This window comes from Streptomyces sp. 8N114 (genome assembly GCF_052245835.1).
Taxonomy (GTDB): Bacteria; Actinomycetota; Actinomycetes; order Streptomycetales; family Streptomycetaceae; genus Streptomyces.
In genome coordinates this window covers 845,503-861,849 of the sequence record NZ_JBQQBT010000001.1, presented here as the reverse complement: position 1 = coordinate 861,849, position 16,347 = coordinate 845,503, and the positions used below count along the sequence as shown (strand labels likewise).

Genomic DNA, 16,347 nt, shown 5'->3' with positions numbered 1-16,347 from the left:
GCTGCCGCGACCGATGCGCCGGCTGCCGCGACCGAACTCGTCCCGCACGAGCGGTCGGCACCGCGCCGGGTGGCTGTCCTGGCGGATTCCGACACCCGCTGGAAGTGGGGTGTACTGACCGCTCGCAGGCTGGCGCCCGAGGCCGCCATCGACGGTCTGCTGCTGCGCGGTCGCGCCACGCCCACACCGCGCCAGCTCGCCGAGGTCGGCGTCAGCGTCGACACGCTGCGTGAGGTCACCACCGCCGAGTTCCTCCGCGCGGCCACCGCGCCCGGCGCCTACGACGTGATCGTCCTCGCCTGCGTGGGCGGCGCCGTACAGGCCATGCTGCACGGGCTGGGACGAGCCGTTGCCGGGGAAGCCGGCGAGGGCGGGCATGCGCGCCGTCCGGTGGTCGTCACCGGGTACGTCGGCGTTGTCTACGAGAAGCTCGCCGACGGGCTGCTGCTGCGGCACGGCGCCGATGTCGTCCTCGCCAACTCGCGCCACGACGCCGACCGCTTCCGCGCCGTGTACGAGGGCGTGGGCGCCGACGGCGGAAGCGTGGTGGAGTGCGCGCTGCCGTTCCTGGAGGGGACGGGCGAGGCCACCGCGGAGGAGGCGCCGAACGGTCCGTTCACCGTCGTCTTCGCCGTGCAGCCCTCCGTGCCGGCCGGCCGCGCCGACCGCGCCTATCTGCTGCGCCGGGCCGTCGGCCACGCGCTGCGGCACCCCGAGCGCGACGTACTGATCAAACTGCGCAGCAAGCCCGGCGAGCACACCACGCATATCGAGGAACTCCCGTACCAGAAACTGGTCCGCAAGCTGCCCGGCGGAGGGGACGGGGCGAGAGGCGGACTGCCGCCCAACTGCCGCCTCGTCTACGGGAACATGGGGGAGATCCTCGACCGGGCGCAGCACACCGGAGGGCTGCTGGTGACGGTCAGCTCCACCGCGGCCCTGGAGTCCCTGCACCGGTCCATCCCCACCGCCGTCCTCACCGACCTCGGCGTCCGCGAGGCCCTGGGCAACCACTACTTCACCGGTTCGGGCTGCCTCGCCTCCTGGGACGAGCTCGACGACGGCCTGCTGCCGGAAGCCGACGAGAAGTGGGCACTGCGGCAGGGCGTGCGCGGCGGCGACGGCTTCGCAGCCGCCCGCGAACGGGTCGCTGAACTCGTCACCTGCTCGACCGGTGACGGTTTGCCGCCGCTGGCGCCGTACTACACCGTCCGGACAGCGCCCGGCTATCTGCCCGGCATCCTGCGCCGCTACGGGCTCGAAACCGACGGGTCACCGGCGGGGGGCGTGCCGGACGAATCCGCCGACGGTCTCGGTGCGGCCGGACGCGGTGTCGTACGGCGCGTCGTCCGCGAAGCCGCGCGGGGCGCCTACCGGCATGGGGTCCAGCGGGTCGCCCCGCTGATCCGGAAGGCGGGCGAACTGTGATGCCACACCGCCGCCCGGACACCTTCCCGCCGCCGTCGTCGGCCTCGTCGCCTTCGGGGGTCTCGCCGCCGGCCTCGTCGGCCGCGCCCAAGTTTCGTTCCTCTGCTCTGTCCGAGTCTCTGTCTCACTCAGGAGCCAGCATGTCCCCAACCCCCGCCGTGCTCGCGGTGATACCGGCCCGGGGCGGGTCGAAGGGCGTGGCCGCCAAGAACCTCGCCCCGGTCGCGGGCGTTCCACTCGTCGCCCGCGCCGCACGCGAGTGCCTGGCCGCGCGGAACGTGACCGACGTGGTCGTCTCCACCGACGACACGGCCATCGCCGAGGCAGCCCGCTCCGCCGGCGCCGAAGTGGTCGAACGGCCTGCCGACATCGCCGGTGACCTGGCCACCAGCGAGGCTGCCGTGCTGCACGCCATGGACGTGTACGAGAAGCGGCACCGGCGACCGCTGCAAACCGTGCTGCTCGTGCAGTGCACCAGCCCCTTCCTCGTACGGGAGGACGTCGAGCAGGTGGCGGCGGCCGTTATCGAGGACGGTGCGGACAGCGCGCTGACGGTGGCGCCGTTCCACGGCTTCGTATGGCGGGACGGCGCTTCTGAGGGCGGTTCGGAGATCGCTTCGGGGATCGCTCCGGAGGCTGGTTCGGAGAAGGCTTCGGGTATCGCTTGGGAGGCGGACTCGGACGCGGGCTCGGTGCGGAGTGCGTACGGCGTCAATCACGACCGTTCCGTACGCCCCCGGCGCCAGGACCGGCCCGAGGACCTGCTGGAGACCGGCGCCGCCTATGCCATGGACGCCATGGGGTTCCGGGAGTCGGGGCACCGGTTCTTCGGGCGTACGGCTGTCGTCCGTACCGACCCGGCCCGCGTACTGGAGATCGACGACCCGCACGACCTCGCCCGCGCCCGCGCGCTGGCGCCCCTGCTGGACGCCCGACGCGACGGTCCGGGAGCGCTGCCGACGCGGGAGGACGTGGACGCGGTCGTACTGGACTTCGACGGCACCCAGACCGACGACCGGGTCTACATCGACGCCGAGGGGCGGGAGATCGTCTCCGTGCACCGCGGTGACGGACTCGGCATCGCCGCGCTGCGCCGCTCCGGCCTGGAGGTGCTGATCCTCTCCACGGAGACCAACCCGGTCGTGGCGGCCCGCGCGGCGAAGTTGAAGCTGCCGGTGCTGCACGGCATCGACCGTAAGGACCTCGCGCTCAAGCAGTGGTGCGAGGAGAAGGGCATCGCGCCGGAGCGCGTGCTGTACGCCGGCAACGACGCGAACGACCTGCCGTGCTTCGCGCTGGCGGGCTGGCCCGTCGCCGTCGCCGACGCCCACGACGTGGTGCGGGCCGCCGCCCGGGCCGTCACCACGCGGGGCGGCGGAGCGGGGGCCGTCCGCGAGATCGCGGGCTGGCTGGTGGGGGCGGAGCTGTGAGGGGGCGGCGCGTTGGCCCGGGGGAGGGGCGGAGCGTCCGGGCTCTTGAGGCGCGGAGCCTCGGCCCTCTTGAGGCGCGGAGCGTCGGCCTTCTTGAGGGGCGGAGCGTCGGCTTGCAGGCGCGGAGCGTCGGGGCCCCGGAGGGGGGAGCCCCGGGGCCTGGAAGGGCGGAGCCGTGGCGGGAGGGGGGCGGTGTCTTCGCGGGAGGGGGTGGGGCGGCGGCTTGGAGGGCGCAGGCTCGGCGCTTTGGCTGGGCCCACCCACAAAGGAAGCCCGCCGGAGCCCCCGACGCCCCCACCCGCCGCCTCCTGACCAGCGCAAAACCTACCCCGCCCGCACTACCCACCACCCCGAAAACCACCCACTGACCTTCTGCACCCACGCAAGAACGAAACCCCCGGAAATGGTGAACATGTCCAGCAACGCCCAGCACACCAACGGCCGCGGCATCGCCCACGCCACCCCCCGCGTCCGCACCCTCGGCGCCAAGACCCTCGGCCCGGGCCACCCCGTCTACGTCACCGGCGAGATCGGCATCAACCACAACGGTGACCTCGACAACGCGTTCGCCCTCATCGACGCCGCCGCCGAGGCCGGCTGCGACGCGGTCAAGTTCCAGAAGCGGACCCCCGAGATCTGCACCCCGCGCGACCAGTGGGACCTGGAGCGCGACACCCCCTGGGGCCGCATGACCTACATCGACTACCGGCACCGCGTCGAGTTCGGCGAGGACGACTACCGCGCCATCAGCGAGCACTGTGCCAAGCGCGGCATAGACTGGTTCGCCTCCCCGTGGGACGAGGAAGCCGTCGCCTTCCTGGAGAAGTTCGACGTGCCCGCGCACAAGGTCGCCTCCGCCTCGCTCACCGACGACGACCTGCTGCGTGCCCTGCGCGCCACCGGCCGCACGGTCATCCTCTCCACCGGCATGTCCACCCCCAAGCAGATCCGGCACGCGGTCGAGGTGCTGGGCAGCGAGAACATCGTGCTCTGCCACGCGACCTCCACCTACCCGGCCAAGGCCGAGGAGCTGAACCTGCGGGTCATCCACACCCTCCAGGACGAGTTCCCCAACGTCCCGATCGGCTACAGCGGCCACGAGACCGGCCTCCAGACCACCCTGGCCGCCGTCGCGCTCGGCGCCGTCTTCGTGGAGCGGCACATCACCCTCGACCGCGCCATGTGGGGCTCGGACCAGGCCGCCTCCGTCGAGCCGCAGGGCCTGCAGCGCCTGGTGCGGGACATCCGCACCATCGAGGAGTCCCTCGGCGACGGCGTCAAGAAGGTGTACGACAGCGAGCTGGCGCCCATGCGCAAGCTGCGCCGCGTCAAGGGCGTCGTGGCCGAGGAGACCGAAGCCACCGAGACCCGCGAGCCGGTCACGGTCTGACGGGGGCACTGCCCTCCGTCCGGTACCACCCCACAACCGCAACACCGCGCACAACCCCCCACAGCGGAACGGAGCGTATGCGCACATGTCCCGTAGCCGCTCCGCGCAAGGAGCGATGAGCCGCTCCAGCCAAGGAGCACCCACGGCAGCACCGCCCGCGGGCCTCGGCTCCGTACAAGGAGCCGAGCCCGCGGCGGGGCTCGCCGGCAACGGCCCCGCGAACAACAGCTCCCCGACCCCGAGCTCCTCCCAAGGAACTCAGCGGGCCCAGTCAACCCCAGAAACGACCACACCCGCGGCACAGTCCGCGACCGGCCCCGGGGGCGGAGCCAACCCCGGGACGGAAGCGCGGGACGGGGCTCTCGCATTTGTCGAGAGCCCCGTCCAGCTCCTCAACGTCCTCGAATGGGCGCACAACCACCCCGCCCCCGACACCGCGATCCCCCTCACTCTCGTCGTGCTGCCCCCGCACGACCCCATGACCCGCGGCCAGTTGCGCCGGATGGCGGAGCTGGCCCGCGACGAGGGGATCACCGTGCGCTGGCAGGAGGCCCGCGACGGGATCGGGGGTGCCCTGACGGGCGTGCTGTCCCTCGCGCGCAGGCTGCGCCGAGCCCGCACCCTGGTGATCGGCGATCCCTTCTCGCGCTACGTCCAGTTGCTGCTCGCCCTCACTCCCGCCCGCGCCGAACGGCGGATCACCGTGGTGGACGACGGCACCGCCACCATGGAGTTCGTCGCCCAACTTGCCCGTGGCGAGCGCTTCGTACGCTGGCACCGGCGCGGCGTACGGGGAGGCATGCGCGGACTGCTGTTCGCGCCGGTCTCCCGCCGCGCACGCCGTCGCCTCACGCCGCGTCCGGACGGTAAGCGTCCCGTGGAGGTCTTCAGCTCCATGCCGGTGGAGCCGCCCGAGAACGTGATCGTGACGGCCAACGAGTTCGCCTGGACCCGCTCCAGGTTCGGACCGCCCCGCCTCACCAAGGGCGCCGACCTGGTGGGCACTTCTCTCGTGGAGACGGGCGTGGTGGACACCGAGCGCTATCTGGAGGCGGTCGCCTCGCTGGCCCGCGCCTACGGCGCCACCCGCTACTTCGCCCACCGCCGCGAGAGCAGCGAGAAGCTCCAGCAGGTCAGCGCCGCCACCGGGCTGGAGATCGTCCGCCCGGACCTGCCGCTCGAACTGGTCGCGCGCCGTGGCCCCGTCGGCCGTACGATCCTCAGCTTCCCCTCCACCGTCGTCCACACCCTGCCGCTGGCCCTCGCGGGCACCGCCGTGACCGTGGCCGTGTGCGACGTCGACCCGGCCTGGCTGACCCGCAACGCCTCACCCCGCGCCCAGGGCTTCCTCGCCGGCGTCACCGGCACCGCCCGCGGCGCCCGCCGCCTCCCCTCAGCCCTCCCCTCCCCACCGGGCCAGAGCGCCTGAGAGCCCCAGCCGTACGCTCCTCAGCTCCCTCCCGGCCCCGGTCCGGTCGCAAACGCCAGCGGCGGTGCTATCGCCTGGGCGTCCGCGCCCTCTCCGACCCACAGCCCGATGAACAGCGCGGCGGTCGCCTCCAGCAGCCCGGCTCGTTCGAGTCCGCCTGCGGCCACCGGCTCGCAGCCCGCATCCCGCACCAGCTCACTGACGAGCGCGAGGGCCGCCGCCTCGTCGCCACAGACCGGCACCGCCAGCGGCCGCCCGTCGAAGACCGGCGGGTTCATGCGCCATACGTCCTCATGGCAGAGGTTGAACGCCTTGACGACGCGTGCGCCCGGCGCCGCCGCTGCCAGCTGCTGCGCTGCCGAGGGGCCGTCGTCCGTGAGCAGCCGGAAACCGGCCCCGACGGGGTTGGAGCAGTCGACCAGAACCTTCCCCTCCAGGAGCCCTCGCAGCTCCCCCGCCACCTCCTGCCCCACGCCGTACGGCAGCGCTGCCAGCACCACCTCGCCGAACCTGGCCGCCGCACGCAGGCTCCCGTACCGAACGCCGTCGCCAACGCCGACACCGGCGTCATCGCCGACACCGGCGTCATCGCCGATACGCGCCGCGAGCCGCCGCGCCTTCTCCTCATCCCGTCCGCCGACGAGCACCTCGTGCCCGGCGCGCACCCAGTGCGTGGCGAGTGCGTCCGCCATGTTGCCCGTACCCAGTACGCCGATCCGCATCAAAGGCCCCTCTCCGCGGGTTCACGTGCTTTCGGAAGGACACTAGAAAGCCGGTCAGGCACCATTCGGTACGTGACGACCGATGCCTTCCTCGCCGACTGCCGGGCCCGCCTCGCCTTCGATCTGCTCTCCAACACCTGGAATGCCGTGGTCCTGTGGGCGCTGCGCGACGGCCCAAGCCGCCATGGGGAGCTGCGCGAGCGGATCGGCGGTATCAGCTCGAAGGTGCTGACCGAAACGGTTCGGCGCCTGGAGTTCAACGGCCTGGTGGAACGGCACGCCTACGCGGAAGCCCCGCCCCGCGTGGAATACGAGCTCACACCCCTCGGCCGCACCCTGCTCGCCCCCATCGGCACCATCGGTGCCTGGGCCTTCGCACACGGCGACGAGGTGATGGCAGCCCAGGACCGCGCAACCGGGCTCCGGTGACCCCGCGGCTGTCCACGGGCCGTGCGCAAAGCGCGTAGGTATACCCAGCCGCATCTGGACATAACCGCCGCGCCGCGGAAATTTTCTTCCCCTGGAGGGTTGAACTTTGGTGGATCTCTAGTGAGTTGCGGTGTCAAGGGGCCTACTCTTCGGACCATGAACGAACTCCTGTCCCCTGCAGCACCGGAGGTAGACGCACGCGGGGCCGCCGGCGTACTTCCCGAGCTGCCCGGCCGGCTGACCGAATCCCTCCGCCGCGAGCTCATCGCTTTCCGTCGCGACCTCCATATGCACCCAGAGCTGGGTAACCAGGAGTTCCGCACGACCACCGCCCTCAAGACCAGGCTGGAGCGGGCGGGGCTGCGGCCCCGGGTGCTGGCCATGGGCACCGGGCTCATCTGCGACATCCACCCGGAGGCGGGGGAGGGGGCAGGGGACGAATCGGGCGCCGCCGACCAGGGCGCCACCGACCAGGGCGCCGCCGACCAGCGTGCCGCCGATCACGGCGCCGTCGCTCCAGGCGCCGTCGCCCAGAGGGCCCGGGAGGGCTCCGTCTCCCCTCAGCCCTCGACCCCGCACACCGCCCCGCCGCCGATGCTGGCCCTCCGCGCCGACATCGACGCGCTGCCCATCCCGGACACCAAGGACGTGCCGTACCGCTCGACGGTCCCGGACCGGGCGCACGCGTGCGGGCACGACGTACACACCACCGTCGTGCTCGGTGCCGGCCTGGTGCTGGCCGAGCTGGCGCGCGCGGGTGCGCTGCACCGTCCCGTACGGCTGCTGTTCCAGCCCGCCGAGGAGGTGCTGCCGGGCGGCGCTGCCGACGCGGTGGACTGCGGGGTGCTGGACGGAGTGGGCTCGATCCTCGCCGTGCACTGCGATCCGCGGGTGGACGTGGGCCGGATCGGGCTGCGCGCGGGGCCGATCACCTCGGCCTGCGACCGGCTGGAGGTGGTGCTCAGCGGCGCCGGCGGGCACACCGCGCGGCCGCATCTGACGACCGACCTGGTCACGGCCGCCGCGAAGCTGGTCACCGAGGCGCCCGCGCTGCTGGCCCGCCGGGTGGACGCGCGCTCCGGGCTGTCGCTGACATGGGGGCGGATCGAGTCCGGGCACGCGCCGAACGTGATCCCGCAGCGCGCCGAGCTGTCCGGCACGCTGCGCTGCCTGGACCTGCCGACCTGGCGCGAGGCCCCCGATCTGGTGCACGCGGCCATCGACGAGTTGGCGACGCTGCACCGTGCCAAGTGCGAGCTGACCTACGTACGCGGCGTGCCGCCCGTGGTCAACGAGCCGTCGGCGACGGCGCTGCTGCGCGAGGCGATGGCGGCGCGTTCGGGTGCGGCCTCCGTGGAGACGACGGAGCAGAGCCTGGGCGGCGAGGACTTCTCCTGGTATCTGGAGCATGTGCCGGGGGCGATGGCCCGGCTGGGGGTGCGGCCCGTGGGTGACCGCCGGACCCGCGATCTGCACCAGGGCGATTTCGACGCGGACGAGGCTGCGATCACCACCGGCGTCGAGCTTTTCACGGCCGCCGCGCTGCTGCACCGTTCGTGACCTGACCCGGTACGTACGCGTACGGCACCGCACACGCTCTCGCTGCCCCGACGGAACAAATGGGGCAGTTGCGTGGAAGTCGCCGCCGTTCGCGACGATCCGATAACAGCGGTTCCCGTCTTCTTCTGCTGGAAATCTACGCGCGTTAATCTGTGGCCGTCTCAAGGGCCGGAACCCTCCTGCGGTGCCGGAACCGGTGCTCCACGACTCGAAGGGGACTCCTGTTGCGTCGGGTAACAAAGCTGGCTGCCGCGGTCACCACCGCCGCGGCTCTCGCACTGACGGCCACCGCGTGCGGTGAGAGCTCTACGGAGTCGGGTGGCAAGAAGAACAAGGGCGTCGGACTCGCTTTCGACGTCGGCGGCCGTGACGACCACTCGTTCAACGAGGCGGCGGCCCGCGGTACCGACAAGGCCGAGAAGGAACTCGGCGTCAAGACCAAGGAGATGACCGCCGGCAACAACGAGACCGAGGAGACCCGCGAGCAGCGCCTCTCCTCCCTCGCGAAGGCGGGCTACAACCCGGTCATCGGCGTCGGCTTCAACTACGGCAAGTCGGTCAACAAGGTGGCCAAGGACTTCCCCGACACCACCTTCGGCGTGGTGGACGAGCAGTCCCACGCGAAGAACGTCGTCGGCATGACCTTTGCCGAGAACGAGTCGTCCTACCTGGTCGGCGTGGCCGCTGCCAAGAAGACCAAGAGCAACAAGGTCTCCTTCATAGGCGGCGTGGACAACGCGCTCATCCAGAAGTTCGAGGCCGGTTACGTCAAGGGCGTCAAGGACACCAACCCGAAGGCCAAGGTTGAGGTCGACTACCTCTACAAGGACGACGACAAGGGCTTCAACGACCCCGATCGCGCCCAGAAGATGGCCAAGGGCATGCTCGCCCGCGGCAACGACGTGATCTACACGGCAGCCGGCGGGTCCGGCAGCGGCTCCATCGAAGAGGTCAGCAAGAAGAAGGGCGCCTGGGCCATCGGGGTCGACTCCGACCAGTACCGGCAGAAGGGCCTGGAGAAGTACCGGGACGCCATCCTGACCTCGTCGGTCAAGAACGTCGACGTCGCCGTCTTCGAGCTGATCAAGAGCATCAAGGACAAGAAGCCGCTCAAGGGCAACCAGACCTTCTCCCTCAAGGAGAAGGGTGTCTCCGTCGCCACGTCCGGCGGCTACATCGACGACATCAAGGGCGACATCGACAAGGCGAGCGAGGACATCACCTCCGGCAAGGTCAAGGTCCCGGCCACGCCGTGACCTGGCGGGGACGGCACCGTACGCTGCGCGGCGCACCACCGCGGCGCGTACGGTGCCGCCCTTAGTCCCCGTAGTCCCCCCTAGTCCCCGTCAGTCCCCCCGCAGGTAAGCCGGTGTGGCCCCAGCGCCAGCAAGGGAGCGCGTCAGTCAAGTGTCCAGCGAGTCCAGCGGCAGCAGCGGCGCGCCGTCCGGGGCGGGCCAGGGGTCCGCGGCGGCCGTCGAACTGCGCGGCATCACCAAAAGGTTCCCCGGCGTCGTCGCCAACCGCGATATCGACATCCGGGTCGACCGCGGCACCGTGCACGCCCTCGTGGGCGAGAACGGCGCGGGCAAGTCCACCCTGATGAAGATCCTCTACGGCATGCAGCGGCCGGACGAGGGCACCATCAGCGTCGACGGCGAGTACGTCAGCCTGCACAGCCCGGCGGACGCCATCGCCCGCGGCATCGGCATGGTGCACCAGCACTTCATGCTGGCCGACAACCTCACCGTGCTGGAGAACACCGTTCTGGGCGCGGAGAAGCTGCACGGCATCGGCTCCCGTGCCCGCAAGAAGGTCAGGGAGCTGTCGGACGCCTACCAGCTCGGTATACGCCCCGACGTCCTCGTCGAGGAGCTCGGCGTGGCCGACCGGCAGCGCGTGGAGATCCTCAAGGCCCTCTACCGCGGCGCCCGCATCCTCATCCTCGACGAGCCGACTGCCGTACTGGTCCCGCAGGAGGTCGACGCGCTCTTCGCCAACCTGCGCGAACTCAAGGCCGAGGGCCTGACGGTGCTGTTCATCTCGCACAAGCTGGGCGAGGTGCTGTCCGTCGCCGACGCGATCACCGTCATCCGGCGCGGTACGACGGTGGCGTCCGTACGGCCCGAGGAGACGACACCCAAGCAGCTCGCGGAGCTGATGGTGGGCAGCGAGCTGCCGTCGGCCGAGACCCGCGAGTCGACGGTCACCGACGAGCCGATGCTGTGCGTGGAGGGCCTGCACCTGTCGGCGACCGACTCCGACGGCGGCCGGCGCACCGTGCTGGACGGGATCTCCCTCACCATCCACAAGGGCGAAGTGCTCGGCGTCGCCGGTGTGGAGGGCAACGGGCAGGCCGAACTGGTCGAGGCCGTCATGGGCATGAGCGACCCGGACGACGGGACCGTCACCCTCGACGGCCAGGACATCTCGCACGCCTCCACCCGCGTCCGGCGCGAGAGCGGCATCGGCTACATCCCCGAGGACCGCCACCGGCACGGGCTGCTGCTGGAGGCCCCGCTGTGGGAGAACCGCATCCTGGGGCACGTCACCGAGAAGCCCAACGCCAAGGGCCCGGCGCTCGGTATCCCCGGCGCGCCCCACGTGCTGGCCCTCAAGGAGGCGCGGGCCGACGCGGAGCGGATCGTCGCCGAGTACGACGTACGCACCCCCGGCATCGAGGTGACCGCCGCCAGCCTCTCCGGCGGCAACCAGCAAAAGTTCATCGTCGGCCGCGAGATGAGCCACGAACCCAAGCTGCTGATCGCCGCGCACCCCACCCGGGGCGTGGACGTCGGCGCGCAGGCGCAGATCTGGGACCAGATACGCACGGCCCGCCGCGAGGGCCTGGCCGTGCTGCTGATCTCCGCCGACCTGGACGAACTGATCGGCCTCTCGGACACCCTGCGGGTGATGTACCGGGGCCGGCTGGTGGCGGACGCCGACCCGGCGACCGTCACCCCGGAGGAGCTGGGTTCGGCGATGACCGGCGCGGCCACCGGCCACTTGGAGCACCGGAAGGACGACGCGGAGCCGGACGACGCGGAGCCGGGTGACGCAGAGCCGGACAACGCGGACGATCCGCAGGACTCCGAGAGCACCAACTCCGAGAGGGGAGGCGACAAGTGAGCCGTCTCAAGGACAAGTTCAGCGCCCAGGCCGTGCTGCAGGCACTGGCCGCGCCGGCGCTCGCCCTCCTCGCGGCGTTCGTGCTCTCCTCCGCCGTCATCGCGGCGACCGGCAAGGACCCGTTCCACGCCTTCTTCGTCATGATCGACTTCGGCTCGAAGAGCGACAGCCAGGTCTGGATCATCAACAAGGCGATCCCGTACTACCTCTCGGCGGCGGCCGTGGCCATCGGCTTCCGGATGAACCTCTTCAACATCGGGGTGGACGGGCAGTACCGGGTGGCCGCGTTCTTCGCGGCGGTCGTCGGCGGGGCGCTCGCGCTGCCCGGCGCGCTCCAGATCCCGCTGATCATCCTCGTCGCGATGGCCGTCGGGGCGCTGTGGGCCGGCATCGCAGGCGTGCTCAAGACGACCCGCGGGGTCAGCGAGGTCATCACCACGATCATGCTGAACTCCATCGCGGGTTCGCTGATCGGCTACTTCCTCGCCGAGGACAAGCTGGCGGTCAAGGACGGCAACCTCTTCCATACGCCGGACATCCCCGAATCCAGCCACTTCTTCCTCATCCCGACCACGCCCGACCCGATCTACGGCACCGTGATCATCGCCGTCGTCATCGGACTGGCCTACTGGTTCGTGCTGGGCCGCACCCGTTTCGGCTTCGACCTGCGCGCGGTGGGACGCAGCGAGTCGGCGGCCTCCGCCAGCGGCGTCAGCGTCCGCCGGATGGTCGTCACCAGCATGGTGCTCTCCGGCGCCGTCGCGGGCCTGGTCGGCATCCCGACGCTGCTGAACAAGTCCTTCAGCTACGGCACCGACTTCCCCACCGGCGTCGGCTTCACCGGCATCGCCATCGCCCTGCTGGGCCGCAACCACCCCATCGGCATGGCACTGGCCGCGCTGCTGTGGGGCTTCCTCGAACGCACCGGCCTCCAGCTGGAGTTCGAGGGATACGCCCAGGAGATCGTCGGCGTCATGCAGGGGATCATCGTGCTGTGCGTGGTCATCGCGTACGAGATCGTCCGCCGCGTCGTGCTGCGCAGGCAGCAGAGCGCGGTCGGCGCCGAGCTGAGTGCCCGCAGCGCTCATGGCGCGGCAGGCGCCGAGAGTGCAGCAGACACCGAGAGCGCAGAGAGCACCCAGGCTAAGAAGGCGGGGACCACCGCATGAGCACCACCACGTCCTCCTCGTCCACGTCCTCCGCACCGAAGAGCGCGTCCGCGGGGCCGGCGGCCCCGAGCGGCAAGCGCAAGCTCTCCTACCCGCTCGTCCTGCTGCTCATCGCGGGCGGACTGCTGCTGCTCTCCCTGATCCGGGTCGTCACCGGCGACGAGCAGCTCAGCAACAGCGACCAGTTCTCCTCGGCGCTGAGCGCCGCCGTGCCTATCGGACTGGCCGGGCTCGGCGGGCTGTGGGCCGAACGCGCCGGCGTCATCAACATCGGCCTCGAAGGCATGATGATGCTCGGCACCTTCGCCGCCGGCTGGATCGGCTGGCAGCACGGGCCGTGGGCCGCCCTCCTCGCCGGGGTCGTCGGAGGCGCGCTGGGCGGGATGCTGCACGCGCTGGCCACCGTCACCTTCGGCGTCGACCACATCGTCTCCGGTGTCGCCCTCAACATCCTCGCGCTCGGCCTCGTCCGCTATCTGGCCAAGCTGTGGTTCGGCGCCCCTGGCAGCGAGGCCGCCCAGGCGGGCGGCAACGACAAGCAGTCCCCGCCGATGGACAGCATGCCCGACTTCACCGTCCCCGGGCTGGCCGACGGGTTGGGCAGCATCGAGAAGCACCACTGGTTCCTCGTCTCCGACCTGGCCGGCATTCTGCGCGCCCTGGTCGACGACGTCTCCTGGGTGACGGTGCTGACCGCGCTGCTGTTCGTCGGCAGCTTCTACGTCCTGTGGCGCTCCTCCTTCGGACTGCGGCTGCGCTCCTGCGGTGAGAACCCGGTGGCCGCCGAGTCGCTGGGTGTGAACGTCTACACCTACAAGTACGCGGCGCTGGCCATCTCCGGCGCGCTGGCCGGGCTCGGCGGCGCGTTCCTCGCCGTCGGCGTGCACATCTACCAGGAGAACCAGACCGGCGGCCGCGGTTACATCGGCCTCGCCACCATGATCTTCGGCAACTGGCGCCCCGGCGGCGTGGCCATGGGAGCCGGACTGTTCGGCTTCATGGACGCGCTGCGCGTCGTCGGCGGCGGCACCACGGTGCACGCCATGCTGCTGCTGATGGCCGTCCTCCTGGTGGGACTCGCCGTCTGGAAGCTGCGCTCGGGCCTGCGCGGCGCCCGTATCCAGGCCGCCGTCAGCCTCGTTATCGCCGTGCTGCTCGTGCTGTGGTACGCGCTGACCGACACCGTGGCACTGGAGTTCGTCGAGATGACCCCGTACGTCACGACGCTGCTGGTGCTCTCCCTCGCGGCCCAGCGACTGCGTGCGCCACGCGCGATCGGCAAGTCGTACCGCCGAGGCGAGGGAACGTAAAGCCGTGCACGATGCCGATGCCGATGCCGCTGGCATCGACTGGGAAACCCTGCGAGAACGCGCCCGAGCGGCCATGAACCGGGCGTACGCGCCCTACTCCGGCTTCCGCGTCGGCGCCGCGGCGCTGGTGGACGACGGGCGCACCGTGACCGGCTGCAACGTGGAGAACGCCTCCTACGGAGTCGGCCTGTGCGCCGAGTGCGGCCTGGTCTCCGAGCTGTTCGCCACCGGAGGCGGCCGTCTCGTCGCCTTCACCTGTGTGGGCGGCGACGACGGCCGGGTCGTCGCCCCCTGCGGCCGCTGCCGCCAGCTGCTGTGGGAGCACGGCGGCGGCACCCTCCTGGTGGAGGCACCTTCGGGGGTACGCCCCCTCTCGGAACTGCTCGCCGAAGCGTTCGGCCCGGAGCAACTGGCCCGCTGAGCGGGCGTCTCCGGGCTGTCGGATCCGGGCTGTCGGAAAGAAAGAGGTACCAAGGCATGGACGCCATCTCCGTCATCCGCGCGAAGCGCGACCGCCAGGAGCTGACCGGCGAGCAGATCGACTGGGTCATCGACGCCTATACGCGCGGAGTGGTGGCCGACGAACAGATGTCGGCCCTCGCCATGGCCGTCTACCTCAACGGCATGACCCGCGCCGAGATCTCCCGCTGGACCGCCGCGATGATCGCCTCCGGCGAGCGGATGGACTTCGGCGCGCTGGACCGCCCCACCGCGGACAAGCACTCGACGGGCGGCGTCGGCGACAAGATCACCCTGCCCCTCGCCCCCTTGGTGGCCGCCTGCGGTGCGGCCGTCCCCCAGCTCTCCGGCCGCGGCCTCGGCCACACCGGCGGCACCCTCGACAAGCTGGAGTCCATCCCCGGCTGGCGGGCCTCGCTGACCAACGCCGAGATGATGAATGTCCTCCAGGACGCCGGCTCCGTCATCTGCGCTGCGGGCGACGGACTGGCCCCCGCCGACAAGCGGTTGTACGCCCTGCGTGATGTGACGGGCACGGTGGAGTCCCTCCCCCTGATCGCCTCGTCCATCATGTCCAAGAAGATCGCGGAGGGGACCGGCGCCCTTGTCCTGGACGTCAAGGCGGGCTCCGGCGCGTTCATGAAGAACGTCGACGACGCCCGCGAACTGGCCGCCACCATGGTCGAACTGGGCCAGGACCACGGCGTACGCACCGTCGCCCTGCTGACCGACATGAACACTCCTCTCGGCCTGACAGCGGGCAACGCCCTCGAAGTCCGCGAATCGGTCGAGGTCCTGGCCGGCGGCGGCCCCGCGGACGTCGTGGAACTCACCCTCGCCCTGGCCCGCGAGATGCTCGACGCCGCGGGGCTGGTCGACGCCGACCCAGCCAAGGCCCTCGCCGACGGCTCCGCCATGGACGTATGGCGCCGAATGGTCACCGCCCAAGGTGGTGACGCTGACGCGGCCCTCCCCACGGCGAGGGAGCGCCATGTGGTGACGGCGCCGATGTCCGGCGTTCTGACCCGCCTCGACGCCTACGCCATCGGCCTCTCCGCCTGGCGCCTCGGCGCCGGCCGCGCCCGCAAGGAGGACTCCGTCCAGGCGGGCGCCGGCGTGGAGTTGCACGCCCGCCCCGGCGACCAAGTCACGGCGGGCTCCCCCCTGCTGACGCTGCACACGGACACCCCGGAGGCATTCGCTTACGCGGAGGCGGCGTTGGAGGGGGCCATCGACATCAGCGCATCGGGCCCGTTCGAGACAACCCCACTGATCCTGGACCGCATCGGATAAGGCCAAGCAGGTAGGCACGGGTGGGCGGTTCGCGGATCGTTACCAGTCTGCGAAAGGTGGGGTCTCCGCGACGATGGGGCAGGCGGATTCCAAGGCGGCCTTGAATTCTCTGGCCAGGTTGGTAAACAGGCGATGCACGTCTTGGCGCACCGCTTGCTCTTCGCTCGGGTCCGGCTGCCACCGAGAGCGCGAGGAGCACCGGATTGTCACGGTTTCTCCTCCGGGAGTGAAAGTGAGAGCTCGTTCGATCCCCTGGCCGTAGAGATCGATCACGGCCTCTACGTCTTTTTGTAACGCAGTCAGGGCTGCCGGTAGTTGCTCGATGACCGAAGAGAGGTCGTAGGAGACATCGACCGGCCAGGAATCCTGACCGAATCCCGAGATCTCGAACTTGCAGTTGGTTTGCGACAGGAGCTCACAGCTGTCCATGACCAGGGATTCGTAATCTGTCGACAGGTCGAAATCAGGGGTGAGCGGAGACTGGTTCGACGGTGGAGTGATCGACATGGAGAGATTCATGGAGTTGCTCATTTCGCGATGAGGAAGGCTGATTTGTAAGTTCCTTCCGGATTCGGGACGAACGGCACATGGGTGGGCTGGAC

The 16,347-nt window shown here is 70.8% G+C and carries 14 protein-coding genes; 12 read left to right on the top strand and 2 right to left on the bottom strand.

The features are described from left to right. Nucleotides 1–69: 69 nt before the first annotated feature. From ACTWQF_RS03890 to ACTWQF_RS03875, 4 genes are all read left to right on the top strand, one after another. The gene (locus ACTWQF_RS03890) at nucleotides 70–1,428 is read left to right on the top strand and encodes a DUF6716 putative glycosyltransferase (protein ID WP_443277557.1); all 1,359 of its coding nucleotides are present in this window, start codon (nucleotides 70–72) and stop codon (nucleotides 1,426–1,428) included. A gap of 140 nt (nucleotides 1,429–1,568) precedes the next feature. Continuing rightward, a complete protein-coding gene (locus ACTWQF_RS03885) occupies nucleotides 1,569–2,858 on the top strand; it encodes a cytidylyltransferase domain-containing protein (protein ID WP_443277044.1) in 1,290 nt (429 codons plus the stop codon). Between the two features lie 412 nt (nucleotides 2,859–3,270). Continuing rightward, nucleotides 3,271–4,248: an N-acetylneuraminate synthase family protein gene (locus tag ACTWQF_RS03880; protein WP_443277042.1), complete on the top strand. Its 978-nt coding sequence runs from the start codon at nucleotides 3,271–3,273 to the stop codon at nucleotides 4,246–4,248. A gap of 115 nt (nucleotides 4,249–4,363) precedes the next feature. Further along, the gene (locus ACTWQF_RS03875) at nucleotides 4,364–5,677 is read left to right on the top strand and encodes a hypothetical protein (RefSeq protein WP_443277040.1); all 1,314 of its coding nucleotides are present in this window, start codon (nucleotides 4,364–4,366) and stop codon (nucleotides 5,675–5,677) included. Between the two features lie 20 nt (nucleotides 5,678–5,697). Here ACTWQF_RS03875 and ACTWQF_RS03870 read toward each other — a convergent pair whose 3' ends face one another. Next, on the bottom strand, nucleotides 5,698–6,399 hold the full coding sequence (locus ACTWQF_RS03870; RefSeq protein ID WP_443277038.1) for an NADPH-dependent F420 reductase: 702 nt from the start codon (nucleotides 6,397–6,399) through the stop codon (nucleotides 5,698–5,700). Nucleotides 6,400–6,471: 72 nt separating this feature from the next. Between ACTWQF_RS03870 and ACTWQF_RS03865 the strand changes: the two genes are divergently transcribed. The 8 genes from ACTWQF_RS03865 (at nucleotide 6,472) to ACTWQF_RS03830 (ending at nucleotide 15,745) form a co-directional block, all read left to right on the top strand. Further along, nucleotides 6,472–6,828 carry a winged helix-turn-helix transcriptional regulator gene (locus ACTWQF_RS03865; protein WP_443277036.1) on the top strand — a complete coding sequence of 119 codons (357 nt, stop codon included), beginning with the start codon at nucleotides 6,472–6,474 and terminating at the stop codon, nucleotides 6,826–6,828. Nucleotides 6,829–6,984: 156 nt separating this feature from the next. Beyond that, nucleotides 6,985–8,388 carry an amidohydrolase gene (locus ACTWQF_RS03860; RefSeq protein ID WP_443277034.1) on the top strand — a complete coding sequence of 468 codons (1,404 nt, stop codon included), beginning with the start codon at nucleotides 6,985–6,987 and terminating at the stop codon, nucleotides 8,386–8,388. Nucleotides 8,389–8,612: 224 nt separating this feature from the next. Then, nucleotides 8,613–9,644, top strand: coding sequence for a BMP family lipoprotein (locus tag ACTWQF_RS03855; protein ID WP_443277032.1), 1,032 nt, complete (start codon nucleotides 8,613–8,615; stop codon nucleotides 9,642–9,644). 151 nt (nucleotides 9,645–9,795) lie between these two features. Continuing rightward, a complete protein-coding gene (locus tag ACTWQF_RS03850) occupies nucleotides 9,796–11,514 on the top strand; it encodes an ABC transporter ATP-binding protein (RefSeq protein WP_443277030.1) in 1,719 nt (572 codons plus the stop codon). Then, a complete protein-coding gene (locus ACTWQF_RS03845) occupies nucleotides 11,511–12,683 on the top strand; it encodes an ABC transporter permease (protein WP_443277028.1) in 1,173 nt (390 codons plus the stop codon). Before ACTWQF_RS03850 ends, ACTWQF_RS03845 begins: the two co-directional genes overlap by 4 nt. Continuing rightward, complete coding sequence (locus ACTWQF_RS03840) at nucleotides 12,680–13,993, top strand: ABC transporter permease (RefSeq protein WP_443277026.1); 1,314 nt, start codon at nucleotides 12,680–12,682, stop codon at nucleotides 13,991–13,993. Before ACTWQF_RS03845 ends, ACTWQF_RS03840 begins: the two co-directional genes overlap by 4 nt. A gap of 4 nt (nucleotides 13,994–13,997) precedes the next feature. Then, entirely contained in the window at nucleotides 13,998–14,414 is a 417-nt protein-coding gene (locus ACTWQF_RS03835) for a cytidine deaminase (protein WP_443277024.1), read from the top strand. A gap of 56 nt (nucleotides 14,415–14,470) precedes the next feature. Beyond that, nucleotides 14,471–15,745 (top strand): thymidine phosphorylase, encoded by a 1,275-nt coding sequence (locus tag ACTWQF_RS03830; RefSeq protein ID WP_443277022.1) that lies wholly within the window; start codon nucleotides 14,471–14,473, stop codon nucleotides 15,743–15,745. Nucleotides 15,746–15,784: 39 nt separating this feature from the next. Here ACTWQF_RS03830 and ACTWQF_RS03825 read toward each other — a convergent pair whose 3' ends face one another. Then, the gene (locus ACTWQF_RS03825; protein WP_443277020.1) at nucleotides 15,785–16,264 is read right to left on the bottom strand and encodes a hypothetical protein; all 480 of its coding nucleotides are present in this window, start codon (nucleotides 16,262–16,264) and stop codon (nucleotides 15,785–15,787) included. Nucleotides 16,265–16,347: the final 83 nt, after the last annotated feature.

What these genes read in the sequence shown, in the direction of transcription:
- ACTWQF_RS03825 (WP_443277020.1), bottom strand. Translation starts at nt 16,264, where the DNA reads ATGAATCTCTCCATGTCGATCACTCCACCGTCGAACCAGTCTCCGCTC.
- ACTWQF_RS03860 (WP_443277034.1), top strand. Translation starts at nt 6,985, where the DNA reads ATGAACGAACTCCTGTCCCCTGCAGCACCGGAGGTAGACGCACGCGGG.
- ACTWQF_RS03875 (WP_443277040.1), top strand. Translation starts at nt 4,364, where the DNA reads ATGAGCCGCTCCAGCCAAGGAGCACCCACGGCAGCACCGCCCGCGGGC.
- ACTWQF_RS03870 (WP_443277038.1), bottom strand. Translation starts at nt 6,399, where the DNA reads ATGCGGATCGGCGTACTGGGTACGGGCAACATGGCGGACGCACTCGCC.
- ACTWQF_RS03840 (WP_443277026.1), top strand. Translation starts at nt 12,680, where the DNA reads ATGAGCACCACCACGTCCTCCTCGTCCACGTCCTCCGCACCGAAGAGC.
- ACTWQF_RS03885 (WP_443277044.1), top strand. Translation starts at nt 1,569, where the DNA reads ATGTCCCCAACCCCCGCCGTGCTCGCGGTGATACCGGCCCGGGGCGGG.
- ACTWQF_RS03830 (WP_443277022.1), top strand. Translation starts at nt 14,471, where the DNA reads ATGGACGCCATCTCCGTCATCCGCGCGAAGCGCGACCGCCAGGAGCTG.
- ACTWQF_RS03880 (WP_443277042.1), top strand. Translation starts at nt 3,271, where the DNA reads ATGTCCAGCAACGCCCAGCACACCAACGGCCGCGGCATCGCCCACGCC.